Raw genomic sequence first — 26,894 nt, forward strand, 5'->3', positions numbered from 1 at the left:
TTATTTGTTATAAACCGGGATATCGTAATAGAGCGTATAGTTATCAAGTAAGTTATACAAGCTATACATACGAGTGACTTGCTTATATGCCCAGCCAATATCTGTTGCATATTGATGAGTCGCTGAACTAGACCAGCGCATTTTATAAATCGTATCTTGTTTGTATGTGGCGTGGTTGATATAGCTGTTGCCAATGAATTTTGCCCCGCCAATAATGGCTGCCTCTGGCGTGAACCATTGCTGTTCATACGCATATTTTGCACCGAGGTAATTCGGATTGCTGTCGTATGCGCCAATGCCATACATATTATATACTTTCTTTCCATTAAACATCGTACCATTCGCTAAAATGGAACCTCCGTTACCTGTTTCAAGCAACGCGTGAGAAATGAGATAAATTTCGTTGATATGATACGTTTTCGCTGCCGTAATAAAGGCTTGTCCTTTACCTGCAAGAATCCCTTTGCCTGCTAGAATCTTCGAATTGACTTCTGCCGGATTGAGATTCGCAGCTTCAGAGAGTTTCAGAAATTGAAAATAAGATTGAGTGCCCTCAGCAATATTGGCTGGGTCTACATATTTTTGCACCTCTGCTGAGCTTGCATTTCTCCAGCCAAGGCTGATCTTGATCCAGTTTCCTTCTTTCCCAAGCTGTTTCACTTTTGCTCCTTTATTCAGCTGCGCCACGATGTTGCTCGCAGAGCTCGAATCAGGTGTCGAACGAACATTTAAGCCGTCCGTATTAACAGTTGACGTCGCCGTGTCAACATATGGTGCATAGACATAGGCTGCACCATCTGTCTGTGGTGACACCTTCATTTGCTTGTTCACCATCTCATTGACAGTGAGGTTGTAGTTCGTTTGCATGACCATTGGGCCATTTTTAATTTTTACAGCTGTAGCTGTCCAGCCATATTGACTTTTCACAAAAGCAATCGCTGCATTTACAGTTGGTAATCCTGTGAATTGCTGCGTAATGTTGATTTTGTAGGTTGGTTTCGTTGTTGTTTGATAGGCAGCTGGTTCATTCCGTTTTTTGAAAAATGCCATGCCTTGATCGCGCAATGCAGCTGTTGAGATGGCACCTGTTTTGATCTGATATTGACCATAATCAGTTGTCCCTGTTTTTTGAGCAGCTGCTTTCATTTTTTGTTTCGTTAAATAGCTTAGCGCTTGATTCAGTTTAGTCTGATTCACCGTCGGCTCTGTCGTGATCCGGTATTGTTTAACCGCTTCTGTCAACGTTTTTGTACTGCTGGCAACGCCATTTTTCTTGATAATCTCTTGAGCCTGCTTGACTTTACTTTGCTCATATACAGGTGTTGTCTTGAGACTATACGTTTTGCTGACAGCTTGGCCCTTACCAGTTGTAATGCTGCTTGTCACTTTCTGCGTTTTTAAATATGCGGCACCTTTATTTATTTTGGCTTGCTCCGCTGATTGATTGACGACAAGTCGATACGTGCTGTCAGATGCTTTACCTGTTTTTTTCGTTGTTGCTGATACCTTTTTCTTTTGGAAGAAAGCTGCTGCTTTTTTCGCTTGATCATCTCCTAATAGGTCTCCAGTCACTACTTGATATGGCTGTGTAGAAGAGATCTTTTGCGATGTGTAGCGCCATTTCTTTTTCTTGAAAAAGGCCACCGTTTTTCCGTATGCTGTATCGTTCAGTTGATTGAGCTTCACGATATAATTTTTTGTTTTTCCCACTCGCTGCACAGTCCCTGTAGCGCCGGTTTGTTTCTTAATCTGGGCCGCAGCTGAGGATGCCTGTTTGTTGTCTTTGAAATAGCCTGATTCCAAGCGATACACATTTTTTAAAGCGCCTGTCTTTTGAATCTTCCCGCTGATCTTTGCTTCTCTTTGAAGCTGGGTAAGAAGCGTCTGTGCTTTTGACTGGTTCGCTTGTGCAGCTGATGTGACGATGTAATATGGCTTGCCTGCTGTCACCGTTTGAAGCACCGCTTTTAAACCAGACTCTTTTTGAAAGCCTTGCAAGATCGTATTCGCCTTACTTTGCCCAACGATACCGCCTGAAATCAGCTGATACACAGTGCCTGCTTTGTTTTCAGTTTGGTATGTACTAGTGACACCGGCCTGCTTTTGTAATTCGGTTTGAATATTTTTGACTTTCGTTTCAGAATCAATGGTCCCTGAAATGACCTGATAAGAAGGTCTGCTTTGATTGATAACTTCATAGGTGCTATTGAGTCCTGATGTTTTCGTTAGCTCGAGTGAGAGCTTTTTCGCCTGAGCTTCATCATTGACGGGGTCAGATACGACCTTTTGTAATGGAAGGCGGTCACCCACTGGGGACACCGTACCGCTCATACCCGTCTCTTTTTTTAATGCAGCTGCACTTGCACTCGCTGCTGCTTGTGACTCATATCCTGAGGCAGTGAGCTGATAGGTCGACGTGTTTCCTGAGGTTTGATAAGTGGCTGTCCACTTTTTGTCCTTCTTCAATGTTTCCACTGCTTTTTTCACTTCTGACTCTGTTGTAAATACTTTTGAGGTGCTCATCGTATAAATGGATTGATCGACATAGGAGGCTGCTTGCGCTTCTTTGCCCGTCTGTATTGTCATACCAAAGGCAGCTGCGAGTAACATAATCTTGATGGTTTTTTTCACGTTCACTGTCCCTCTCTTACTTTGCATAATAGTCTACTAATCTCTTTATCGACAAAAACAAGTACTCTTTCAAGTTATTTATGCAATAGAAAAATAGAGGACCCCTTCAAAGTCCTCTTTTTCTTTATATATGCGATACAATCAGCTCACAAGTTCCTTCAATTGAGAAGCTCCCTGTTTCAGCTGGCAGGATAAAATGAGCTCCTTTAGGCAGTGGATATGTATGTCCATCATGCGTTAGAGCCCCTTCCCCGCTAATTACACTGCACAGCAAAAATGAATAATCTTGCGAAAGCTCCACTGCTTGATCAATTTCCCATTTATACACAGAGAAATACTCTGCTTCAACAAACGTTCGAATGGTCAGCCCACGGCGTGTTTCAACTGATTCATCTGCATACCCGTCTACATGGGGAACCGTTGTGACATCAATGGCTTGCGCAAAATGAAGTTCACGTTCATTGCCATTCTGATCTTTTCGTTCATAATCATATACCCGATAGGTGGTATCTGAGCTTTGCTGCGTTTCGAGGACAAGCGTTCCTTCGCAAAGCGCATGAATGGTACCGCTTGGCACATAATAAAAATCACCAGGCTTAATCTTCACACGACGCAAAAGACCTTCCCAATCTCCACTGTTCATCATGGTCACAAGCTCAGTTCTTGTTCTTGCATTGTGCCCATAGATCATTTCTGCTCCTTCTTTGCAGTCAATGATATACCAGCACTCTGTTTTTCCAAGCTCGCCATTTTCATGTCTTTCCGCATAATCATCATCTGGATGAACTTGAACGGATAAGTCCTGGTTTGCATCTAAAATTTTGGTTAACAGCGGGAATCGATCGCCTTCTATTCCCCCGAACAATTCTCTGTGATTGTCCCATAGTTCGATCAGCGTTTTCCCTTTATATGGACCGTCTTGCACGACACTTGGTCCGTTTGGATGAGCAGAAATTGCCCAGCATTCTCCCGTTTGATCAGAAGGAATATCATAGCCAAATTGATCTCTTAAGGCTGTACCTCCCCATATTCTCTCCTTCAATTCAGGCAGTAAAAAAATTGGTGACTGCTTCATTCAGGATGACTCCTCCCTTTGCTACCCTTTGATAATCCTTGCCAAGCTTGATGAAAACTAGCAAGTCTCAACTTTTATTATGACGCTATCTAAAGAGAAGTCAATCCTTTCAGTACACCAAATGAAAACGATAACACTAAAATGTTTCATCCTTTGACAGAGCCTGCGAGAAGCCCTTTGACAAAGTATTTTCCGAGCAGAATATAGACCAAAAGTGTCGGCAATGCGGCCAATATCGCCCCTGCCATTTGGACGTTCCATTGCACAATTTGACTGCCTGATAGATTTTGCAAGGCAACCATCACTGGCTGATGCTCCGCAGTGGTCATCGTGACTGCAAATAAGAACTCATTCCACACATTTGTGAACTGCCAAATGGCGACCACAACAAATCCTGTGATCGAAAGCGGAAGTATCATATGTTTGAAAATCCCGATAAACCCTGCACCGTCCATTTTTGCCGATTCAATCATTTCATCAGGAATGCTCACATAGAAGTTTCGAAACATGAGCGTTGTGATCGGAAGTCCATATACGACATGGACAAGCACCAAACCCGGAATCGAATTATACAATCCGACTTCACGTAAAAATTGAATGAGTGGAATGAGGATACTTTGATATGGAATAAACATTCCAAACAGCATCAGCGTAAAGACCACTTCTGATCCTTTGAAACGCCATTTTGATAAGACATAGCCATTCATCGCCCCTAAGACAGCTGACAATAAGGTAGCCGGAATGACTAGATAAAGAGAATTCATTAAATTGGGCGCTAGCTTTTCAAATGCGATTTGATAGCTTGAAAAATCGAGTGTTGACGGCAGCGCCCACATTTTCTCAAGGGTCACTTCACCTAATGGCTTCAAGCTTGTGACGAGCATGACATAGACTGGCATTAGAAAAAAGAGACTGCACAAAATCAATAAAGCATAAAGGACTAGACGGACAAACCATCTAGCTGTCATGATGACGCCCCCTTTCGGCTCGACAGGAGATATGGCACGATAAAGACCGCAACAGAGATCAGCATCACAATCGCGATGGCGGCACCACCTGCATAATGGTTTCCTCTAAAGGTCATTTCAAACATGTATACGCCCGGAACATCTGTGACAAAGTTTGCACCCGGTCCTGTCATCGAGTAAATCAAATCGAAAATCTTTAATGAAATATGAGCCATAATGATAATGACACTTGCAGTAATCGGTTTTAATAGAGGAAAAATAATTTTCCGGTAAATCTGCCATTCGGTTGCGCCATCCATTCTAGCAGCCTCTCTTACTTCCTCTGGAATGCCTCTCAAACCTGCCAAATACATCGCTAGAGAAAAACCAGTCATCTGCCAAACAGCTGCAATGACGACGGCAATCATGGCCGCAGGGACACCAAACTCAATTTTCCCCCAGGCAAATCCGGCTAAAATGTTCGTATCCGTGTACCACTTAGGCTGAATACCAAGCGTCTTTAAAAAGAGATTCACCCCAGTGGACGGGTTTAAAATCCATTGCCAGACGACCCCTGTCACAACAAAAGAAAGGGCCATTGGAAAGAAAAATAAATTCCGAAATAGAGATTCACCCTTGATTTTCTGATCTAGTAAAATCGCAAGTGCAAGACCAGAGGCAATAACGGCTCCAATAAAAAATAGAGTAAAAAAGACCGTATTCCGAAGATCTGACTGAAAGCGGAAATCTTGAAACAGCATCATATAGTTTTGAAGCCCTGCGAAAGAGAAATCAGGAACAAGCGAGGTCCAATTTGATAATGACACATACCCTGTCCAGCCAATAAAACCGTAAACAAAGATGAATAATAACACAGCCGACGGGGCTAAAAAGAGAAGCGCTAATAGCTGATCCCCACTCCATTTTCTCCGAACGCGTTTGACTTTGGGTGTTGTTGCTTTTGTGATCGGCGATGTATCCATACGCATGAAGCTACACTCCTTTTTAAAAAAGAGGCGGTGCTTAGTCGCCGCCTCCTCGTCTTTATTTCATTGAATCTTTTAAAGATGAAACAAACTGGCTGCTGTCTTTTTGTGTGACGAAGATATTGACGGCTTGATTCGCTTTGGTCACAAATCCTTCTTCAGCAGCTGAACCATGCGCGAGAGACGGCGCCAGCTTTGATTCTTTAAATGCCTTCATCGCCGATTTTCCGTATTCATCATATTTAGAAACATCTGCATCCACACGCGCCGGAATCGATCCCTTCAGCGGATTAAACGCATCCTGTCCTTCCACAGATCCTAAGACAGATAAGAATTTCTTCACGTTTTCTGGCTGTTTCACGCCCTTTGGCAGTCCAAATGTATCAGTGATCACCATAAAGCTTCCCTCTGTGCCAGGAGTCGCCACGTATCCAAAGTCTTCATTCACCTTCAGATCCAGATCATTCACAAAGTACCCCTTCGCCCAGTCGCCCATGACATTCATTGCAGCTTCCCCTTTTGCTACGAGCTGCGAGGCATCCTGCCAGTTACGTGAGCTGTGATCATCATTGACGTATTCAAGCATACGTCCAAAAATATCTGCCGCTTCCTTCACTTTTGCGTCATCCATTTTCATGTCGCCAGCCCAAAGCTTTTGATATCCATCAGCGCCTAAAACGCCGAGCAGCACACTCTCAAACAAATGCGTCGCTGCCCAAGGCTCTTTATCCCCAAGAGCGAGCGGTGTAATGCCTTTTTTCTTTAATGCATCTGCTGTTTTGAAAAATTCATCAAAGGTCGTTGGTGGCTCTAAGCCTGCATCGTCAAATACCTTCTTGTTATACCAAAGCACATTGCCTCTGTGAATATTCACTGGTACTGAATAGATTTTCCCATCTTTGCTGACAAGGTCGATGAGTGATTCTGGAAATTTGTCCTTCCAGCCTTCTTTTTCATATAGATCATCCAGAGGCTCCATTTTGCCTGCTGCGACCCAGCTCTCATTCAGCTCCGCTCCGCCATGTACTTGGAATGTAGCTGGCGGGTCATTTCCTTGCATCCGACTAGTCAGAACAGCCTTTGCATTTGTACCAGCACCACCTGCGACGGCTGCATTTTCAATTGGGATGTCTTTATTTTTCTCTTCAAACAATTGAATGAGTGCTTTCAGTCCGTCCTCCTCACCTGCTCCAGTCCACCAAGAGAAAATGTCGAGCTTCTCTGCTCCGCCCTCTTTTTTCGCATCTGAGCTCGTCGATGAACTACAGGCAGTGACGATAAGCATACAGAGCACTAACAGCGTAAAGCCTAATTTAACCTTCATGATTGATCCCCCATCCTCATTTTGTAAGCGTTATCACAATAAGTATAATGGCAGATCCTTTCTTTTTTCAGGCAAACTTCTTCACTTTTTTATGAAATTCTTCATTTTTTTACGGTCTGTTTTCGATATTCCTTCGGTGAACAACCCACCATCTTCTTAAACACACGGCTGACGTAATTGGGGTCTGTATATCCTGCCTGATAGGTAATTTCTTTTAAACTAAGCGAGCTGTCTTTGAGAAGCTGTTTGATTTTATCCAGCCGGCAGGTGGTCACATATTCTTTAAATGTCAGCCCTGTCTCGTCTTTAAACCGTTTTGTGAAATAGGTTGGACTTAAATCAACATAGGCGGCAGTCTGCTCAAGCGTGATCTGTTCACAAAAATGCGTTTTGATGTAGCGCTTTGCCCGCTCGATATCATTCACAGTCTGGTTTCTTGCTTCGTACACGTCAAATAAATATTCACAGCACTGACGGCATTCAGCAGCGGTGCTGATCGTTAATATTGGCCAGTCTGTTCGGAGCCGTGATTTAAATAAAATCAGCAGCTCTTTTAGTTGTGACAGGGTCGCCCCCTCTAGCTCAAAGGCATCGAATAAAGCGAGCGCATCCTCTCTTCTCCCTTCTTCCATTGCCTGCATCATATCGTCTGCAAGCTCAGGCAGATGGATCAATGGATGCGACTGTTCTTCTGTTTGGTAAAAACCATAACGAACAACGCCGGGACTCTTTTTCCGCTGATAATAGGCAAGCTTCGCCTCTGCTGCACTTTTCTGAAGATAAAGCGGATTTGAGACCGGGTGTCCTATGCCAACGACAGGTGAAGGCTGATCGTTTGTTGTGGCAGTTCGAATCGCCTGCAGGACATCTGCCTTTAACTGACCAGGCGCTTGGTGACGATAAATAAGACATGTAAACAGCTCACCACTCACCTGAATCGGCACCGTATGAAAAAGGGGAGATGTCTGTAAATCTATCAACAGCTGATCCCCGATTGTCCGCTGTACAGCGATGACAAGACCTGCTTCGAATTCATGAAACAGTTGTTGAAACTCCGTTGAGGTATAGGATTGACCGTTTATGACATGAGCTTCAAGCCACTTTGACTGCTGACCGGTCGCCATCGCCTGCCGCTGAGACGCCTCCTGCTGAATTTCTGCCGCAACCGTGCGAATGGCGGCGATGGTTTCATCTTTGTCAGCCGGTTTGACGAGGTATTGCTTCACCCCTTCTTGCATCGCTTGCTTGGCATAATCAAACGTATCGTAGGCTGTCAGCATAATAAATTTTGTATGAGGACTGCTCGCTTTGATTTGCTTGATCGCTGTGAGTCCATCCATTCCGGGCATCTGAATATCCATGAGCACAAGATGAACGGGCTCAGTTCGCACGAATTCAACCGCTTTCTTTCCATTTTCAGCTTCTCCTGCGATATGACACTCTGGAAGCCAATCCGTCATGAACTTCCGCATCGCTAGCCGTTCTATTTTTTCATCATCCACAATCAGCACGTTCAGCATGATGGTCCCTCCTTCATCGGAATAGCCAATTGAATGGTGGTGCCTTCGTTTGGCTTTGAGTCAATTTGCAGGGCATCTTTTACCCCATAAAACAAATGCAGCCTTGACATCACATTGCGAAGTCCGATCCCTGTCGAGTGCCCTTTACTCAAGATGTTTGGATCTTCCTCTTCTTTTTCTGATAGCAATCTTCTTTTCTCTTGTTCATTGATTCCCATCCCATTGTCCCGAATCCGAATCATCACATAGCCGCCTTCTTGATAGATCGAGAGTTCGACAAGCCCGTTTTCCTCCTTTGGTTCGACGCCATGAATAAAGGCATTTTCAACAAGCGGCTGTAAGGTGAGACTTGGGATATGTACAGATAAACACGATTCATCTATGATCGTTTTGCATGTGATACGATCGGCAAATCTCGTTTCTTGTATATGAAAATATTCTTTGACCACTTTTACTTCTTGTTCGAGCGTAACGGATGCACTGAGAGCTGACAGCGAATAACGCATGAGAGTGGAAACAGATTGGATCAACCTCGATGTGGCATCCGCTGATTCTAAGTAAGCCATGCGTGAGACGATGTTTAATGTATTAAATAAAAAATGTGGGTTCATTTGGTTTTGCAGCGTTTTCAGCTTCATGTCTTTGATTTTTTGATCTAAGGCTGCCTTTTGTTTCATCTCTTCAATCATCATTTTCATCTCTTGACGCATTCGCTGAAAAGCCTCATTTAATACAGAAATTTCATCCTTTGAGGTGACATGCAAGTTCGCTCCATCAAAGTTTCCTTCTGATACTTCCTTTACGCTTCGAGAGAGATGGACGATCGGTCTTGATATCCCGCCAGCAATCATATACGCCATCCATAAGGCGACCCCAATGGACAGCGTAAACAAACATAAGGTAAAGAGCGCATAGGTTTGGTGTCTTTTTTGCAGAGATTGATAGAGTGCTTGATACTCAGACAATTCATCATCAAGCAGGGTCATCGTTTGCTCTTGTATGTAGGAGGAGACGGTTCTTACTTCCTTCACACTTGCTGCATATTCTTTGATTTTCCCTTCTTTTACATGTGTCATGGTCGCATCACTTTCATTGATGAGCGTCCGCATCATATATTGGTATTTTTCGATAGAAGGAATGGCCGCATGAAGCCCGGCATCTTTTCGCAATGCCTGGTCGTAGGATTTCATTTTTTGTTTTGAAGCTAGATATTCTTTGGCAAACTGCTGATCCTTTTCGATTGCATACGCATTGACCTTTTCATACATCGTTTTTGCCTCTGTCGATATATCATTAAGCAGGAGAAAAGAACGAAAGCTTCTGCTATATTCTGATGTGATATTCGAGCTGCTCCAATAGACGAAAAAAGCGGCCACGTTGCCAACAAACACAAGGATTAAAAATGCCAGTAGCAACTTACTTCGAATCCTTCTCACGGCTGCACCCCCTGCCTTCTGTCTGTTTGCTGCAGCGGCAGATCCTCGCGCCGAATCACACTCGTTCCTGTGTACTGAAGCGGTTCTTCTTTTTCACCTTTTTGCAAACGCACAAGCGATTCCACTGCTTGATAGCCCATTTCATAAGGGTGCTGAACAACGACTGCATCAATCTCTCCATCATCGAGCGCCTGAATCGTATCTGGCAACGTATCAAATGCAAGTACATAGATATCTGCGGACGATTGATATTGCGCTGTTGCTTGAATGATACCTGCACCATCTAATGCACTCGTACCGTAAAATGCGGTAAGCTTCGCATGATCGTTTAATAGTTTATACGCGGCACCGGAGGCCCCTGATTTGGTAATGGCTGATTCTTCTATTCCAGCAATATGAATGCGTTTTTCAGCGGCGACGGCATCTCGAAACCCTTTGACGCGCTGCTTTTGATGAACGGCATCAAGCCTGCCTGTGACAATTCCTACATACTGTTCGCCTTTTGTATCTGCGATGAGTGCCTGTCCTGCGATAAAGCCAGAATAATAATTGTCCGTGCCTACATACACTTGACGCTTGCTCCCCTCTGCATCCGTATCAACGGTGACAACATCAATGCCTTTATCCCTCGCCTTCTGAAAAAGCGGTTTGTATTTTTTCGCATCAAGACCCTGTGTCATAATGCCATCGACATGCCCTGCGATTGCCATATCAATGGTTTTCAAATGGTCGTCTATATCGGCTTGCTTCGGACCCAAATATTCTAAATACACGCGATGAGCGGCTGCCGCATCAGCAGCTCCCTTTTGTACCAGCTGCCAATATTCGTTATCAAGCTCCTCCGGTACAAGGACAAAGTGATATTGATAGGTTGTTGACGCTTTTTCGGAAGCGCTTTCAATTTTAAATAAATCTTGACCTATTGATGTTAAAAAAATGACAGATACGACACAAAAAGTGAGAAAGGCGCCCACCCCGATCCACTTTGAACCTTTCACCACATCCTCCCCCTTTCAAAATTGCGCATAAAAAAAGAGCTGCTTATAAGCATACTCTCTCGACCTCTATAATTCCTTTGTCATAAATAAACTGTTTGGATCTTCTTGATATGAACCGAAAGGCGGACAAATATAAAACCCAACACTCTCATATAGTTTTCTTGCTGGCTCGAAGAAAGACATCGTACCTGTCTCTAAGCTGACACGTGAATAACCGCGCCTTTTTGCCTCTTGGAGAAGATGGTTCAGCATATACCTTGCTACACCTTTTCGCATATGGAGAGCTGCGGTCCTCATGGATTTGATTTCGCCGTGATCACTTGACAGCTCCTTTAACGCTCCGCAGCCAAGAAGCTCTTCTCCATCCCGCACACTCCACACTGTGACATCTTGCTTTTTCAAATCAGCTAACGGAAGGGCATGAATGCTTTCTGGCGGGGAATGCTCTTTCATTTCTTCTATATGAGCGGTAATCAGCTGCTCTATTTGTCCATCCGTGAGTGTATCTTGTTGAATGTACACATCTATCACTCCTTCACAAATATTGTACGTGAAGAGTCAGCATTCACCTGCTGTTATGTCAGATAAACGAACAAACAACCGGCATCCATCTGCCAGTTGTTCATTTGATAGCGCTTATTTATGAAGAAAGAACCGCTTGTAATTCTTCTGCTGAACTGCTCTCCAGCTGACTTCCGACCCCTACAGCCACTGCGCCTGCTTTCAGCCATTTTGGCACATCAGCTGGATGAATCCCACCCGTTGGAATAAATTCAATGTCTGGAAATGGGCCTTGTAAGTTTTTCATATAGGATAAACCGAAGGAGCCGCTTGGAAAAAGCTTGAGCAAGCAGTATCCAGCTGCTTTTGCCTGCATGATTTCACTTGGGGTGAGGACACCTGGTACATAGAGTGTGTCGTGAAATGAGAGATGCTCTCCAATGACAGGAAGATATCCTGGACTGACAATAAATTGCGAGCCTGCGTCAATGGCTGATTGCGCCTGCTGAAGGGTTGTGATTGTGCCCGCTCCTACAATCAGATCTTGCTCATGCTGAAAGGATGCGATGATGCGTTCCGCATTGGGCGTGGTATACGTCACTTCAATGGCACGAACGCCCTTTTTCTTTAAACGCTCTATGATCTCAATGCCTTCTGCTTCGCTCCCCGCTCTCACCACTGCGATCAGCTTACAAGCCCCGAGATGTTCTTTAACGCTCAAACTTGCTGACTTTCCCATATCCTTCGTCCCCCTTCATATATTCCCGTCTCTGATATCGTTTGGCGTCTTTCATAAAGGCCTGAAGCTCTTCCTGAGTAGGCAGGCCGTCCTTATCGCCTGGAGACATCACCGCAAGAGCTCCTACAGCATTGGCTCTTGTCACAGATTTTTCATATGATAAACCGTCCAGTAAACCGCTGATAACCCCCACGGCAAACCCATCACCGGCACCGACTGTATCCACGACATTTGGCACATAAAAGCCGCTCACAATCCCCTGACTGGCTGCACTTTTATAAAAGGCACCTTCTGCACCGAGCTTAATGACCACAAGCTTGACGCCTTTTTGCAAATAAACATCGGCAATCTCTTCCGGCTCATGACAGCCTGTGAGCCTTTGCCCTTCTGCAAGCCCCGGAAAAAACCAATCTACTTGAAAAGCGATCTGATTCACTGTATGGATCATATCTTCCTCCTCTTCCCATAGCTGCAGCCGAAGGTTTGGATCAAATGAAATGGTTTTGCCTGCTTCTTTCATCTTTTGAAGAGCATGAAAAGAAAACGCTCTCATTTCATTGGATAATGCAGGTGGAATACCTGTCATATGGAGATGTCCTGCCTGTTTGAAATAATTCGCGGGAAAGTCGCTGGGACTCATTGTGCTCGCAGCAGAGCCTTTGCGATAATACGTGACGTCAGGATCTCCATCCATCACTTTGGATTTAAGTAAAATCCCTGTTTGAGACCCATCATTTGAACGGATCACTGCACTTGTATCGACTCCTTCTTTTTGAAGCTCTTCTAAAATAAATGTGCCAAGTGAATCTGCTCCGACTTTGCTCATCCATCCCACATCAAAACCTAGCCTCGCCAAACCGACTGCCACGTTACTTTCGGCACCAGCAAGCGCCTTTTGAAATGTATGCACTTGATGAAGCTCTCCGGCTTCTTTTGCGTAAAACATCGCCATTGATTCCCCAAATGTGACCGCATCCAATGCTTTCACTCATTTCTCCCCTTTCTTGGTACCGGTTTCAAATCAGTTGAAAAAGAGAGAGCATGCACGTATGTATACTCTTCTCTGTCTGTTTATAAGGATTTTCTTACGATGATTTCTCCATCAAGCTGAATGGTTTGGGGCGCACTTTCATCCCCTTCAAGCCGAGTCTTGATTTTTTGCATGGCGGCTTTCCCCATTTCATGAGATGGCTGGGCAACCGTTGTGATTCCAGGCCCAATCAGCTTATACCATTCTGTATCATCAAAGCCTGCGATGCCTATATCTTCTGGAATCTTTAACCCGAGTTCTACAAGCTCACTGATCAGCTTCAGCATAAGTAATCCATTGGCTGCTAAAATTGCTTTTTTCTGCTGGCTTAATTGGACAAAATGGACAAGCTCTTCTCGCAGTTGTTCCTTTTGTTTCAAATCAATTTCTGCAATGAGCGGCTTCTTATATTTACTCATGGCTGTCTGTTCATATGCTTCTTTTCGTTCTTCACGAGGACTGATTCCATCGACCGGCTCAGTAAAGAAGGCGATGTGCTCATAGCCTTTCTCATACATTTGTTGAAGCAACTGGATGGTGATATCACGGTTATTCGTTGTCACTGTGTCGACTTTTAGTTCAGGTAATTTCCGGTCAACAAGGACAATCGGCACACCGTTTTTCTTCAAATCCTGCAGAATATCATTGTTCTGACCTGTCGTATTGATGATGAGCCCTTCAATATAATGTGCATTCAGCTTGAGGAGCATTTCTCGTTCTTTTTCTGGTCGGTTATCTGTGTTGCATACCATGATGCTGTATCCATATTCATCACAAATTTCTTCGACTCCGCGAAGTGTCGCTACAGAGAATGGGTTCGTAATGTCGGCTACAATGAACCCAATGACCTTGCTTTTTCTTACTTTCAAACCTTGGGCGAGCTGACTCGGACGATAATGCAGTTCCTCAATGGCTTTTTTAATTTTTTTGACCTTTTCAGTAGAAATTTCATTTGTTCTGCCATTGATATATCTGGATACAGTTGATTTTGAAACACCTGCATAAGCGGCCACTTCGTTGATGGTCACTTTCGTTTGCTTTTTCTCTTTCATTCAAAAAACTCCCACAATCAATGTCTTCTCATTTGTTTCGAAACCGATTTCAAATAACTTAAAAAGAGCATATCATAATTTCTTGAATTCTAGAAGATTTTTTTGCTTGGAGATGGCAAAAAAACATTTAAATAAACAAAAAGAAAGCGATTTCAAAATAACGGTTGACGGCATGCTCTTTTTCCTCTAAAATTTTCCTTGAAACCGATACCAAATAAAATACCCATACTTTGTTTCAGATGGAAAGGGAGGCTTATTTCAAATGGAAAATCGTTATGCTGTACATCCTGAGCAGGTCAAACGTTTTACAACAGAGGAACTTCGTCGTCATTTTCATATCCCTACACTATTCGTCAGCGGTGAATTAAAGCTCTACTATTCACATGAAGACCGCGTGGTGATTGGCGGAGTCATGCCATCTGCAGAGCCGCTCAAATTAGATGCCGGCGACTTTCTACGTACGGAATATTTCCTTGAAAGACGAGAAATCGGCATTGTAAATGTCGGCGGTCAAGGAACAGTCACTGTCGATGGTGAAGCCTTTGTACTGGAGCACAAAGATTTCTTATATATTGGGCTTGGACACGAAGATGTACAGTTTGCTAGTTCATCCGGCGAGGGAGCCAAGTTCTATCTTGTATCCGCCACGGCTCATCAAGCGTACCCTACGCAAAAAGCAGCTATCGCTGAATTAACACCGAATCACTTAGGGGAAGCGTCTGCTTCAAACGTACGAAACCTGTATCAAGTCATCCACGCAAACGGCATCCAAAGCTGTCAGCTCATGATGGGAATCACTCAGCTGGAAACCAATAACACGTGGAATACGATGCCCGCTCATATTCATGATCGACGTATGGAAGTGTACTTATATCTTGATATCGAAGAAGATGCTCGTGTCTTTCATTTTATGGGGGAGCCATCTGAAACAAGACATCTCGTTGTGGCCAATGAGGAAGCGGTCATTTCTCCTGCCTGGTCTATTCATTCAGGCTCGGGTACAGCGAATTATTCATTTATTTGGGCGATGGCGGGCGAGAACTATACGTTCAAAGATATGGACTTTGTCCCAATGGACCAGCTGAGGTAATGTGATGACGACAGCATCCTATGTAGCGTCCCTCTTTTCTCTTGAAGGCAAAACAGCCCTTGTGACAGGCCCTGGAACCGGCATTGGGCAGGGCATTGCTGTGGCGCTTGCCAGGTCAGGCGCAGATATTATTGGCACATACCACCACACACCGCTTGAGGAAACGAAAGCGCTAGTCGAACAGGCGGGCCGCTCGTTTCATGCGGTTCAGGTTGACTTTTCCGACCCTCAAACTGCAAATCAGGCTGTCGATGCCATGTTACAAAAGCATACGATCGATATTTTAATCAATAATGCTGGCACTATTAAAAGAGAGCAGGCTGCTCATTATTCAGAGGAAGATTGGCTTACGGTCATGGATGTGAATATCAATAGTCTCTTTTTCCTCACCCAAAGGGTTGGGCGGCAGATGCTGAAAAATGGGCAAGGGAAAATCGTCAATATCGCCTCCCTTCTATCGTTTCAAGGCGGCGTCTTTGTCCCCGCTTATACAGCAAGTAAACACGCAGTGGCAGGGCTGACGAAGGCTTTTGCAAACGAATGGGCGAACCAGCATATACAAGTGAATGCGATCGCTCCTGGTTACATTGCGACCAATAACACGCAAGCCATTCGGGACGATGAGAATCGAAATGAAGAGATTCTCAAACGAATCCCTGCCGGGCGCTGGGGAAAGCCTGAGGATCTAGCCGGTGCGGCTGTTTTCCTTAGCTCACCAGCCTCCGATTATATGAACGGTCATATTTTAGCGGTTGATGGCGGCTGGCTTGCGAGATAAACAGACGAGAGAATTCCTATTTGCAGGGATTCTCTTTTTTCTATTTGCATAATTCTCCACCATCCGAGTCACTCTATAAAAAACATGACATGAGGGTGAGGTATTATGAAAAGTCGTATTGAACAAGATATAGCGTCCGTCATCAAGCGCGTCAAAAGCTTTGCCGGGAAAAGTGATGATATCGTGTTCCACTCATTTTCATTTGGCCCTTCTGCTATCTCTGCATGTCTCATGTACGTTGAAGGACTCACAGAATTTGAGATGATTTCCAAACAAATCATTTCACCCATGCAAAAGGAGCTGGCTATCACCGAGGTTGATTCTAGTACGCTTCCAGCCCTGTCTAAAACGTTCTTTGGCATCCAAAATGACGTGCTCGAGGATATGAACCTTGCCATCGAGCAGTTATATAACGGCAGGGCTATTTTATTTGTAGATGGAGCGGCTCAAGCACTTGCGCTCCAAACGAACCTTTTTCAATTTAGAGAAGTAGAAGAGCCGCAATCGGAAGTCCTTGTAAGAGGGCCTCGGATCGGTTTTATTGAAAATCTTGAAAAAAACACGGCTTTAATCCGTGAGCGGGCAAACGACCCAAACCTTGTCATTCAAAAGGTAAATGTAGGTACTCGCAATAAGAAGTCCGCAGCCCTTGTGTACGTTCGTGATATTGTTGACCCTAAATTAGTAGAAGATGTTTTATCACGTATGACCGAAATCAAAATGGATGACATCCCTGAAACCGGCTATATTGAACAGCTAATTGAGGACAGCCACATCTCCATTTTTCCGCAGATTCAAAATACAGAACGTCCTGACCGGGTGATTGCATCTGTGCTTGAAGGAAAAGTGTCAATTTTACTCGATGGCACTCCTTTTGCGCTCATTTTACCGATGACCTTTACAGCCTTGATGCAATCACCTGAAGATTATTATCAGAGATGGACTAGCGCGACTCTTTTACGTTTACTCCGTTATATCGCCGTGTTGCTCACGATTTTTTTACCCGGGCTTTACATTGCACTTGTCTCTTATCATCCAGGCTTATTACCCACACGGATGGCACTCACCATCGCAGGCAGCCGGCAGAATGTTCCGTTCCCTCCTGTTGTTGAGGCGATTCTTATGTCTTTTACGATAGAGCTGCTGCGAGAAGCTGGACTTCGGCTTCCTAGAGCCATCGGGCAGACAATTGGGCTCATTGGCGGCGTCATCATTGGTCAGGCGGCTGTCCAAGCCAATATCGTCAGTGCCTTAATGGTGATTATTGTGTCGCTAACGGCACTAGCTGACTTTACGGCACCATCCTATGACTTTAGTTTCCCGCTACGCATCTTGCGGTTTATGGCTATTTTCAGTTCAGCGATGTTTGGGTTATATGGCTTAATCATGTGTTATTTATTTGTGCTTTGTCACCTGATGCAATTAAAGACCTTTGGTTTTGACTATTTCACACCTGTTTTGTCTTCACCGTTTTCAGATTTAAAGGATACGTACGTACGTTTACCAATTGGGCTATTTAAATCGAGACCGAAAACAGCAAAAATAAAAAATCTCAAAAGACAAGGAGATTAAACGATGTACAGAGCTGAGAAGCTATCATTGTTACAAGTCACCATTCTGTGCAGCTCTACAATGATAGGCGCTGGAATTTTAACCATTCCTCGCAGTTCTGCCAATTCAGGATTCCCTGATGGCTGGATCATTGTATTAATACAGGGAGTCATCTTTGCTTTCGTTGCTTTTTTGTTAGGATGGATTGCTGAAAAAAATGCGCCGGATACTATTTTTGAGTCAAATAGAAAAGGAGCCGGTGCCATCATTGGCACGATCTTTAATTTAATGCTGATTGCCTATTTACTAGGCATTGTCGGCTTTGAAGCGCGTGTCCTTGGGGAAGTGGTTCAGTTTTTCCTGCTGGAATCGACTCCCATGGCAGTGATTGTGATGATTTTTTTACTCGTGGCGATCTATCATTTGAAAAGTGGTATCTTTCCAGTCGTCAAAATGGTCACGTACATTTATCCCATCGCCTTGATCATTTACATTGGGCTCATGCTGTTTTGTCTGAAAATATTTGATTTTGATTATTTACGTCCTGTCATGGCGCACGGATTTAAAGATTTCAGTAATTTGTTCTCTCAAACATTTATTCAATTTACAGGCTTTGAGGTCATTTTGTTTGTTGTACCACTCATTTATAAAGACAAATGGTCGAAGGCGAAATGGGCCGCTGCCATTGGAGTTGGAATTACAACCCTCGTGTACTCGCTCACACTTTTTATTGTGATTGGCTCCATGACAGTGGGAGAAACGAAATCCCTCACCTGGCCCACTGTCTCACTCATTCAAGCACTAGAACTTGAAGGGGTCTTCATTGAAAGATTTGATATTTTTTTACTGACGATCTGGACGTGCCAGCAGTTTATTTGCATGCTTGGCTTTTTCCAATTTGCCATTAAAGGATGCCACACAGTCTTTAAGACGACCAATGTAACGAGACTGCTTTGGCTGCTGTTTTTGATTACCTCTGCTCTCTCTTTATTTCCGAAAAATATCAATGAAGTCTTTTACTACTCTACTTTACTCGGCTACGCATTGTTCGCGGTTTTAGCCATTCCTTTTATTACAGCTGTTCTGCTGATGATACGCAAAAAATGGGGAGGTCGTTCTGCATGAGAGGAAGGCGTGTACTGTTATTCTTTTTTTCCTGCTGCCTTTTTCTTCTATCAGCAGGATGCTGGGATTTAAAGGATATTGAAAAACTATCGTTTGTACGCGGTGTTGGTATTGATGAGGAAGACGAGAATAGCGTTAAGCTGACCTACCAAAACCTTGTACCGAAAACAGGCGGAACACAAGAAGCCGATTCTCCCAGCTATGTGAATGTTGTCTCGAAGGGAAAAAATGTGCTGGAGGCTGTCAGTAATGTCGCCTTGAAGGACCCGCCGATCTATAGTGATCACCTGAAAATCTTTTTGTTTGGTAAAACTCAGGCGGAGCATCACGATATTCAAGGAACACTCAATCATTTTATTCGAGATGATGAGGTTCGGCGCAGCAGCTATCTCCTCGTGACACGAGGAGATGCGTCAAAAGTCGTCAACCAAAAATTGAAATCACAGCAAAAGGTCCCAGTTGAGCATATCTTCGAAACATCTAAAAATCGAAGCTTTAACGGAAAGATCGTACCGCCAACACGTATTGGCCGGGCGTCTGATTACTTTCAGATGGGCGTTAGCTTCCTTGTGCAAAGTGTAGATGCGATAGACGGTGAACTTATTTATGATGGAGCAGGCATCATTCACGGAAAAACACGTAAGCTGATCGGTTTCATCCCTGCGAAGGATGTCCAATCTTTAAACTGGGTGATGGACCGAATTTCAGGCGGCGTTGTACCTGCCACCTACAAAGGTTATCCGATAACGTATGAAATCAAAAAAGCAAAAACGAAGGTCGATCCCTATCTGAAAAATGGAAAGGTATCCTTTAAAATTAGCGTACAAACAAATGGAAAATTGTCTGAGGATCAATATCCTTCTGAAAACTCATTCGATGAGCAGTATATCGAACGATTTGAGCGGATCTTTGCTCATAAAATTAAAGAACGCATTCAAAAAGCGGTCCATCATGTGCAAAAAGAAGTGGGCGTTGATCCCATATTGTTTAACCAGCAGTTCCGTATGAAATATCCTGACTATTGGGATCGGCATGGTACCGAGTGGGATAGGCTCTTCCAAGAAGCAGCCATTGATTACGATGTCAAAGTCAGCATCTTGAACTTTGGTGCAGAAGGTGCAACAAAAAGCTTTAAATGGTAAAGCAAAAAGGCGGTTATCCCGAAGGGGAGCCGCCTTTTTTACGCACGACAAGTAAAAGCTGATATAGAGTCACTTGATCAGTCAACGCTTTTGTTTGAAAGCCAAGTGACACTCCTACTCTCGCCACCTCGTCAAAAAACAATTGGACGTTTTGATCAATCGGAACATTGATCCTCTGCTCGATCACCCGTTCAAACAAATGGTCTGGGAAAAGCGCACGCATTGTATTTGGTGTGAAGAACCTCAGGTGACCTCGGTCTAAAATTCCTACATCTTGATACGTAAAATCCCCTGTCATTAACGGGAGAAGCACCTCTGCATGCATCATGTTGGGCAGGCAGCAAATGATCACGCCGCCTGGCTTTAATGATGCGTGTGCTTGTTCAATGATGTGCCAAGGATCTGACACATGCTCTAAAACATCCGAAAAAATGATCGCATCAAAAAAAGCCTCTTTCTCTAACCACGGGTACTCATCTGCTTTTGCCTCGATGACTTCTTTGTAATATGCCTTTGCGATGGCTGCTTTTAATGGATTAGCCTCTACTCCGTACATGTCAACAGACTGCCGATTCATTAGTTCAAGCCCTGTTGCTCCTGCGCCGCATCCCGCATCCAGTACACAAACAGCGTCTTCAGGCAGCAGAGCCGCAAAGTACGGATGAGGAGCCATCAGATTGAGGTCAATGCCCCATTTATCTAAAAACCGAAGCCTGTTCTCTGCAAACAGTGTAGAGATGTTCGTTTCTTGATTTGCTCGAAAGGTTGCATGACCGTGATGATGCACAAATGAATCGTGAACGATTTGCAGCTGATATCCCTTGAGCAAGGATCTCAAACAAAGGTCGTCATCCTCAAATGATCCATACACGAACCGTTCATCAAATAAACCCACCTCTTCAATAAGCTCTCTTTTCACAAGCAGACAAAATCCCACAAGCCGATGTACATAAGTTCTCTGACCTTTTTTCGCAGCCGTATAATTCTTCGCAAAAGCTGGGAGCTCCTTCACATCTGTATACGATGGCTCGACCATTTGAGGACCACTCACATAATTGGAGACTGGTCCTACCATCCCAATACGTTCTGATGCAAATAACGCCTCTCTTAATGGAGAAAGCCAGTTTTCCGTCACGATCGTATCGTTATTTAAAAAGAGAATGCTATCTCCTGTCGCTTTTTTCGCTCCTTGATTACAGCCCTTTGCAAAGCCTCGATTTTCTGCATTTTCTATGAAAATCACATCTTTCAACTCTCTCACATATTCCTTCGTCCCGTCGGTTGACGCATTATCAACGATGATGAGTTCATATTGGTCACTTCGGGTATGCTGCTTAATGCTGTCGATACATTTTTTCGTTAAATGCAGTTCATTGTATGTCAGGATGACAATGCTCGTTTTCCCTTTCATCTCATTTCCACCTTTCGCCCGTCTGTTCCATATGTATGTCATATGCAGCACGTTCAGAAGATGAGAGATTGTCCTTTCTTAATTAAACGTTTGTTTAACAAAGAAAAACCAGCTGCATGTGTGCAGCTGGTCATTGTTCACACCGTTTTTCCTTCTTCACCTGTGACGGCACGGTTCCTCTTTTTTAAATCTTCTTCAATTTCTTCAAGACTTTTCCCTTTCGTTTCAGCCACCATATATTTCACAAATAAGAAGGCACCTACGCCAATGACCGCATAAATGAGGAAGAGATTACTGATACCCATCGCGCTAAGTAAAGTTGGGAATGTAAGCGAGATGATTAAATTCCCTGTATGAAGGAGGAAGGTAGAGACGCCCGTACCGATTCCTCGGACATGTACTGGGAACAGCTCAGGAAGCATCACCCAAACGACTGGACCCCAGCTGACAGCAAAGATGACGATGAAGAGTCCTAAACAAATAATGGTTGTCCATCCTGCAGCTGTTGACCCCTCGAAAAATCGATTGACCACTGACAGGACAATTAAACTTAGGACCATGCCAGCATTCCCAAATAAGAGCAGCGCTTTACGCCCTACACGGTCAATGATTTTAATCGCCACAAACGTCATGACGACGTTCACTGCCCCAATTCCGACGGTTCCTAAAATGGCCGCTGAATTACCAAAGCCAACACTTGTGAATGTTTTTGGTGCATAGTAAATAATCGTATTGGTACCGATAAACTGCTGCAGAAAGGCAAGACCGACACCAGCGATTAATGCTGGGCGTACCCATGGCTCAAATAATTCCTTAAAACCGCCTTTTTCTTCACTTTCCGCCTGTTGAATGTCTGAAATTTCTTCTTCCACTTCTTGCTTACTCTTTCTGAGTTTAGATAATATCTCTTTCGCACGGTCTGCTTGTCCATGGACAAACAGCCAGCGGGGGCTTTCTGGCATAAACATAATCCCACATAATAAAAGCACAGAAGGCACGACCGCAATTCCAAGCATCAGGCGCCATGCCTCTGCATCCGCTAAAGCGTAATTCACAATATAGGCGAGAAGAATACCAAATGTGATCATGAGCTGGTTTAATGAGGACAGTGCACCTCTCGATTCCTTTGGAGCAAGTTCAGATAAATATAATGGAACAATCGTGGTCGAGCACCCGACAGCAAGTCCTAGCACAATTCGGAATAAGACCATCACTTCCGTATTCGGAGCAAGGGCTGTACCAAATCCGCCGATAATAAATAAAATCGCTGCGGCGATGATGGCTTTTTTCCGCCCAAATTGATCTGTCAGCTTTCCAGAAAGAGAGGAACCGAGCATCGCTCCGATTAAAATTGAGCTGACAACAAGTCCCTCTGTAAATGCGTTTAACCCTAAATCCTCTTTCATAAATAAGATGGCGCCAGAAATGACACCTGTATCATAGCCATATAAGGCGCCGCCAAGTGCGCCGAAAAAATAAAGCCATCCATTCCGATTTTTCATGTTCATAACCCCTCTTTTGTTCTGTATGTACTGGATGTTTCTCTATGGAAAATCATTTTCCTCACTTCCTGTCACTTCAAACATTTCGATGTTTAATGACAAATATATTTCATTTGCGTATCATTGAAACTTTTTACGATAAGGAAACGTCAATTAAGCGTTAGTGAAAAAAACATCGCACTATATCCCGTTTTAAGGTATATTTGTTTTAGTTTGTAAGCAAAAAGAAGGACATCTTTACTATAAAAATCATAGCGAGGGTTTAAAATATATGGATCAATCAAGAAGCAAACGCAAAGGAAAAAAGCGTTTAAAACCATGGGTGAAAGTCACTCTATTTATAGTCGGTATCCTTTTACTGACAACCGCTTCTGTCACAGGCTATGCCTACTATAAAGTGACAAGCGCTGCCAAAAAAGCACAAGTATCTTTAGATCGCGGCGCACAATCTGTCAAACGGATTGAAGCATTCGATCCTGGGAAAGACAGCTTTTCTGTCTTGCTGCTTGGTATTGACAGCAGACCGGGCGAAACAGTGAAACAAGCACGAAGCGATGCGATGGTCTTAGCAACCGTCAATCGTACAAATAAAACCGTAAAATTATTAAGCATTCCAAGGGACTCATACGTGAATATTCCAGGGCATGGCTATGACAAAATTACACATGCACACGCATTTGGCGGTGCAGATTTAACCTTAAGTACAGTCGAAGATTTACTAGATATTCCGGTTGATTTTGTGATCCAAAGTAATTTCAAAGCATTTAAAGAGATCGTCAATGAACTAAACGGGGTCTCTATTAACGTCAAGGATGAATATGTGGTCAAACAGGTTCTAAAAGATACAAAGGGCAAGGTACAGCTTCAAACAGGAACCCATACACTAGACGGTGATCAAGCTCTCGCATATGTGAGAACAAGAAAAGCAGATAGTGATTTAATGCGCGGGCAGCGTCAAATGGAAGTATTAAAAGCCATTTTTGATAAATCAAAATCGTTAACATCTATTCCGTCATATGACAATATCATTGATACACTTGGTGATAATGTCGCGACCAACCTTTCAATGAAAGAGCTAGTCGGGCTTTTCCCGCTTCTGACGTCATTGAAATCGGTTGATACCATTCAGCTGAAAGGCTCTGATTACCAGCCAAACGGAGTTTATTATTACCAATTGGATCAAAACCAGCTAAACGAAGTGAAGACTGAATTGAAGAAGCAGCTTGAATTATCATAAACAGAAAGCGTCCCTAAGGGGCGCTTTTTGATTGTTGACAAAGGGCTAAAATGGTTTTTATTTTAGCTCTTTGTCTTCTTTTCAGCGTGATAGAAAACCTTTGCACTCTAGGAAGGACGAGCACCGGAGCGGAGCGAATTTGACATTCGTGAGCACCGGAGCGCAGACCTGACAACGAATGCGAGGGTTTGTCTACACGCTGAAAGCGTCACTAAGGGGCGCTTTTTGATTGTTGACAAAGGGCTAAAATGGTTTTTATTTTAGCTCTTTGTCTTCTTTTCAGCGTGATAGAAAACCTTTGCACTCTAGGAAGGACGAGCACAGAAGCGGAGCGAATTTAATATTCGTGAGCATCGGCGTACAGGACTGACACCGAATGCGAGGGTTTGTCTACACGCTGAAAGCGTCCCTAAGGGGCGCTTTTTTACTTGCTGACGATGATGCAGATTTTTCCCCTTTGGCTTATTTCCTTGATCATTCGATCATTTTTGTTTAGCCTTGATAGAGAGGAACAAGCATCGTATTGCTCATGAGAAGGAACGAAATCGTACATACTTTGAAGAGGCTATTGCATGCATGAAGGAGGATTTGACAGCGATGAAAAAAATGATTGCGATTGATTTAGACGGTACACTTTTAAATACAAAAAGTGAAATATCTGCTCAAAACAGGGAGGCATTGATCCGCGCGAAGGAAGCGGGATATATTGTCACCATCTGTACAGGGCGGGCGACTTTTGACGTGAAGGAACTGCTTGGCGATTTGGACATCCCTATTATTGCAGCAAACGGCGGAACCGTTCATACAGAAGGTTACGAACTTTTCAGCCGTATCACACTTGACCAAGAAGCAGGAAAACGAGCGGCTCAGGCATTAGTAGAACGAAACATTTACTTTGAGGTTTACACGGACGATGCGCTCCTCTCTCCTTTTGATGGAAAAGAGAAGCTGAAAGCAGAATTTGATGTGATCAAAAGCGCGAATCCAAATGAAGATATAGCTGATTTATGGGAAGGGGCAATGACTCAATTCAAACAATTCGGCATCAAACCAGTGGATGATATTCGTCAGGTTTTTGAGTCAAATGAAGCGACCTATAAATTACTCTGCTTCTCGTTTGATATGAATAAACTACAGGAAGCACAAGATCTCCTCGCGGAAATGCCTGAGCTTTCATTGACCTCTTCTGGAAAACATATCATTGAGGTTCTTCCAAAAGAGTCTGGAAAAGGACATGCCCTCAAAAAGCTCGCAGCTCATTACTGCGTAGACCGCTCACATATTTATGCGATCGGCGACAGCCCCAACGATCTATCCATGTTTGAGGAAGCAGGCCACCGCATTGCAATGGGGAATGCAGTCGATGTTATTAAAGAAAAGAGCACCTACATTACAAAAGGTAATCATGAAGACGGTGTTGCTTACTTTATTGATCTCCTTTTACAAAATCAATTCCACGAAAAAAAGACGCTTGTCTGATCAGCGCCTAGAGAGAAGTCTAAAAGTCCGATACGAACGTGGATCGGGCTTTTTCTTTATTTTTTAATTCGAACAGCCGTCTCATACTTATCCTTCCAGTACGTACTTGTTTTCATATTCGTAAGCACGACACCATTTGAGACGGTCATATGAATGACTTGATTTGATCCTGCATAAATGGCCGGTATCAATGACGTTCCACTAAAGAAAACGAGATCTCCCGGCTTCAGCTCCGACCGTTTCACAGGCGTACCTGCCTTGACTTGACCTGACGCATAACGAGGCAGCTCAATACCAAGCACTTCACGATACACATGCTGTGTGAACCCTGCTGTGTCAAAGCCTTGCTTTGGATTCGTCCCACCTTTGACATAAGGAACTTCTCCAATATACGTTGCGGCTTTTGAGACAATCGGGTCTTCTTTTGCTAATTTCAGCTCTGTTAATCGTTTCGCACCTGTCCATTTTTCGCGCCAATACGATTCGGACAAATAAGAAATCGTGACACTTTCCGAACGGCTCGCATGAATAAAACGGTCGCCCCCAATATACATCCCTACATGAGAAATGCCTGGCTTATATGTGTTGCTGAAAAAGACAAAATCCCCAGGACGTATATCATCTAATGCTACTTTTTCTCCAACTATCCACTGCTGTTCAGCACTTCGAGGCAAATAAATCCCTAGTGATTTTTCAAATACATATTGTAAAAAGCCTGAACAATCAAAGCCAACTTTAGGGTCTGCTGCACCAAATACATAAGGAATACCTACATATTTCATCGCATCTTTCACAAGGCGATTATCCGAGATTTCCGGTGTGCCGGGAAGTCGTTTGACTGCATAAAATCGGTCCGTCCAGTATTTGCTTTTGCTGACGTTTGTTTTCACCACACCTTGACTAAGCGTGATGTGAATGACCTGATCGTTACCAGCGTAAAATCCTACATGTGTCGGGATATCCTTTGTTTCTTCAAGGCTTCGAAAATATACAAGGTCACCTGGCTGGGCTTTGTCCCATGATACCTTTTTTCCAATCTGATACTGATCGATTACCTTCCGCGGCAAATCAAAAGCGCCTGATGTCTTGTACACATATTGCGTAAACCCTGATGCGTCAAAGCCCGTTTTTGGATCGGTTCCTCCTTTATGATAAGGTGTTCCAATCAACTTTTCCGCTTGCTGCAAAGGAGACGCTGTTTGAGCAACTGCTTCTGATTGAGTCATGAACATCAGCCCTACGAGCGCGCACCCACCAATCACTATTCCTTTCCACTTCATGACCTTTCCCCTCCTTTCTTCTATAGTTTCGGCATGACACCTAACCTTTTACACCTTTTT

The 26,894-nt window shown here is 43.8% G+C and carries 22 protein-coding genes; 7 read left to right on the forward strand and 15 right to left on the reverse strand.

Going from position 1 to position 26,894, the window contains the following annotated elements; translation table 11 throughout:
- The 12 genes from CKW02_RS17545 to CKW02_RS17600 all read right to left on the reverse strand — a co-directional run bounded on the left by CKW02_RS17545 (position 1) and on the right by CKW02_RS17600 (position 14,239).
- Complete coding sequence (locus CKW02_RS17545; protein WP_034620192.1) at positions 1–2,631, reverse strand: SPOR domain-containing protein; 2,631 nt, start codon at positions 2,629–2,631, stop codon at positions 1–3.
- Positions 2,632–2,755: 124 nt separating this feature from the next.
- Positions 2,756–3,706 carry a mannose-6-phosphate isomerase, class I gene (gene manA, locus CKW02_RS17550; RefSeq protein WP_003212875.1) on the reverse strand — a complete coding sequence of 317 codons (951 nt, stop codon included), beginning with the start codon at positions 3,704–3,706 and terminating at the stop codon, positions 2,756–2,758.
- Between the two features lie 146 nt (positions 3,707–3,852).
- Positions 3,853–4,674 carry a carbohydrate ABC transporter permease gene (locus CKW02_RS17555; RefSeq protein ID WP_003213473.1) on the reverse strand — a complete coding sequence of 274 codons (822 nt, stop codon included), beginning with the start codon at positions 4,672–4,674 and terminating at the stop codon, positions 3,853–3,855.
- Entirely contained in the window at positions 4,671–5,642 is a 972-nt protein-coding gene (locus CKW02_RS17560; protein ID WP_003213194.1) for a carbohydrate ABC transporter permease, read from the reverse strand. Before CKW02_RS17560 ends, CKW02_RS17555 begins: the two co-directional genes overlap by 4 nt.
- Before the next feature lie 55 nt (positions 5,643–5,697).
- A complete protein-coding gene (locus CKW02_RS17565; protein ID WP_003213728.1) occupies positions 5,698–6,963 on the reverse strand; it encodes an ABC transporter substrate-binding protein in 1,266 nt (421 codons plus the stop codon).
- 101 nt (positions 6,964–7,064) lie between these two features.
- On the reverse strand, positions 7,065–8,483 hold the full coding sequence (locus tag CKW02_RS17570; RefSeq protein ID WP_003213211.1) for a response regulator: 1,419 nt from the start codon (positions 8,481–8,483) through the stop codon (positions 7,065–7,067).
- Positions 8,477–9,919 (reverse strand): sensor histidine kinase, encoded by a 1,443-nt coding sequence (locus CKW02_RS17575; protein ID WP_034620151.1) that lies wholly within the window; start codon positions 9,917–9,919, stop codon positions 8,477–8,479. The genes CKW02_RS17570 and CKW02_RS17575 overlap by 7 nt, the downstream gene beginning before the upstream one ends.
- Positions 9,916–10,917, reverse strand: coding sequence for a sugar-binding protein (locus CKW02_RS17580; protein WP_003213120.1), 1,002 nt, complete (start codon positions 10,915–10,917; stop codon positions 9,916–9,918). Before CKW02_RS17580 ends, CKW02_RS17575 begins: the two co-directional genes overlap by 4 nt.
- 66 nt (positions 10,918–10,983) lie before the next feature.
- A complete protein-coding gene (locus CKW02_RS17585) occupies positions 10,984–11,439 on the reverse strand; it encodes a GNAT family N-acetyltransferase (RefSeq protein WP_003213291.1) in 456 nt (151 codons plus the stop codon).
- Positions 11,440–11,557: 118 nt separating this feature from the next.
- Positions 11,558–12,157 carry a bifunctional 4-hydroxy-2-oxoglutarate aldolase/2-dehydro-3-deoxy-phosphogluconate aldolase gene (locus CKW02_RS17590; RefSeq protein WP_003212851.1) on the reverse strand — a complete coding sequence of 200 codons (600 nt, stop codon included), beginning with the start codon at positions 12,155–12,157 and terminating at the stop codon, positions 11,558–11,560.
- Entirely contained in the window at positions 12,129–13,145 is a 1,017-nt protein-coding gene (locus CKW02_RS17595) for a sugar kinase (protein WP_003212946.1), read from the reverse strand. The genes CKW02_RS17590 and CKW02_RS17595 overlap by 29 nt, the downstream gene beginning before the upstream one ends.
- 83 nt (positions 13,146–13,228) lie before the next feature.
- Positions 13,229–14,239: a LacI family DNA-binding transcriptional regulator gene (locus CKW02_RS17600; RefSeq protein ID WP_003212638.1), complete on the reverse strand. Its 1,011-nt coding sequence runs from the start codon at positions 14,237–14,239 to the stop codon at positions 13,229–13,231.
- 262 nt (positions 14,240–14,501) lie between these two features.
- Here CKW02_RS17600 and kduI point away from each other — a divergent pair, with 262 nt between their 5' ends.
- From kduI to CKW02_RS17625, 5 genes are all read left to right on the forward strand, one after another.
- Positions 14,502–15,329 carry a 5-dehydro-4-deoxy-D-glucuronate isomerase gene (kduI, locus tag CKW02_RS17605; RefSeq protein WP_003212793.1) on the forward strand — a complete coding sequence of 276 codons (828 nt, stop codon included), beginning with the start codon at positions 14,502–14,504 and terminating at the stop codon, positions 15,327–15,329.
- A 4-nt stretch (positions 15,330–15,333) separates the two neighbouring features.
- Positions 15,334–16,107, forward strand: coding sequence for a 2-dehydro-3-deoxy-D-gluconate 5-dehydrogenase KduD (gene kduD, locus CKW02_RS17610; RefSeq protein WP_003213536.1), 774 nt, complete (start codon positions 15,334–15,336; stop codon positions 16,105–16,107).
- Positions 16,108–16,212: 105 nt separating this feature from the next.
- Positions 16,213–17,679 carry a spore germination protein gene (locus tag CKW02_RS17615; protein ID WP_050944386.1) on the forward strand — a complete coding sequence of 489 codons (1,467 nt, stop codon included), beginning with the start codon at positions 16,213–16,215 and terminating at the stop codon, positions 17,677–17,679.
- Positions 17,680–17,682: 3 nt separating this feature from the next.
- On the forward strand, positions 17,683–18,783 hold the full coding sequence (locus CKW02_RS17620) for a GerAB/ArcD/ProY family transporter (protein WP_003213396.1): 1,101 nt from the start codon (positions 17,683–17,685) through the stop codon (positions 18,781–18,783).
- Positions 18,780–19,925, forward strand: coding sequence for a Ger(x)C family spore germination protein (locus CKW02_RS17625; protein WP_003213247.1), 1,146 nt, complete (start codon positions 18,780–18,782; stop codon positions 19,923–19,925). Before CKW02_RS17620 ends, CKW02_RS17625 begins: the two co-directional genes overlap by 4 nt.
- Positions 19,926–19,938: 13 nt before the next feature.
- Here the strand turns inward: CKW02_RS17625 and CKW02_RS17630 are convergent, their stop codons facing one another.
- A complete protein-coding gene (locus CKW02_RS17630; RefSeq protein WP_034620153.1) occupies positions 19,939–21,336 on the reverse strand; it encodes a bifunctional glycosyltransferase family 2 protein/class I SAM-dependent methyltransferase in 1,398 nt (465 codons plus the stop codon).
- 137 nt (positions 21,337–21,473) lie between these two features.
- Complete coding sequence (locus CKW02_RS17635) at positions 21,474–22,838, reverse strand: sugar porter family MFS transporter (RefSeq protein WP_095117897.1); 1,365 nt, start codon at positions 22,836–22,838, stop codon at positions 21,474–21,476.
- Positions 22,839–23,109: 271 nt separating this feature from the next.
- On the opposite strand from CKW02_RS17635, the gene CKW02_RS17640 reads away from it, so the two are divergent.
- Together CKW02_RS17640 and CKW02_RS17645 are read left to right on the forward strand one after the other, a co-directional pair.
- On the forward strand, positions 23,110–24,075 hold the full coding sequence (locus CKW02_RS17640) for an LCP family protein (RefSeq protein ID WP_003212964.1): 966 nt from the start codon (positions 23,110–23,112) through the stop codon (positions 24,073–24,075).
- Between the two features lie 597 nt (positions 24,076–24,672).
- Positions 24,673–25,554 (forward strand): Cof-type HAD-IIB family hydrolase, encoded by an 882-nt coding sequence (locus tag CKW02_RS17645; RefSeq protein WP_197699515.1) that lies wholly within the window; start codon positions 24,673–24,675, stop codon positions 25,552–25,554.
- Between the two features lie 56 nt (positions 25,555–25,610).
- On the opposite strand, the gene CKW02_RS17650 is transcribed toward CKW02_RS17645, so the two are convergent.
- The gene (locus CKW02_RS17650) at positions 25,611–26,834 is read right to left on the reverse strand and encodes a C40 family peptidase (RefSeq protein ID WP_003213113.1); all 1,224 of its coding nucleotides are present in this window, start codon (positions 26,832–26,834) and stop codon (positions 25,611–25,613) included.
- Between the last annotated feature and the right edge of the window lie 60 nt (positions 26,835–26,894).

Origin of the sequence: Bacillus pumilus (assembly GCF_900186955.1) — a bacterium.
In the GTDB taxonomy this organism is placed as follows: Bacteria; Bacillota; Bacilli; order Bacillales; family Bacillaceae; genus Bacillus; species Bacillus pumilus.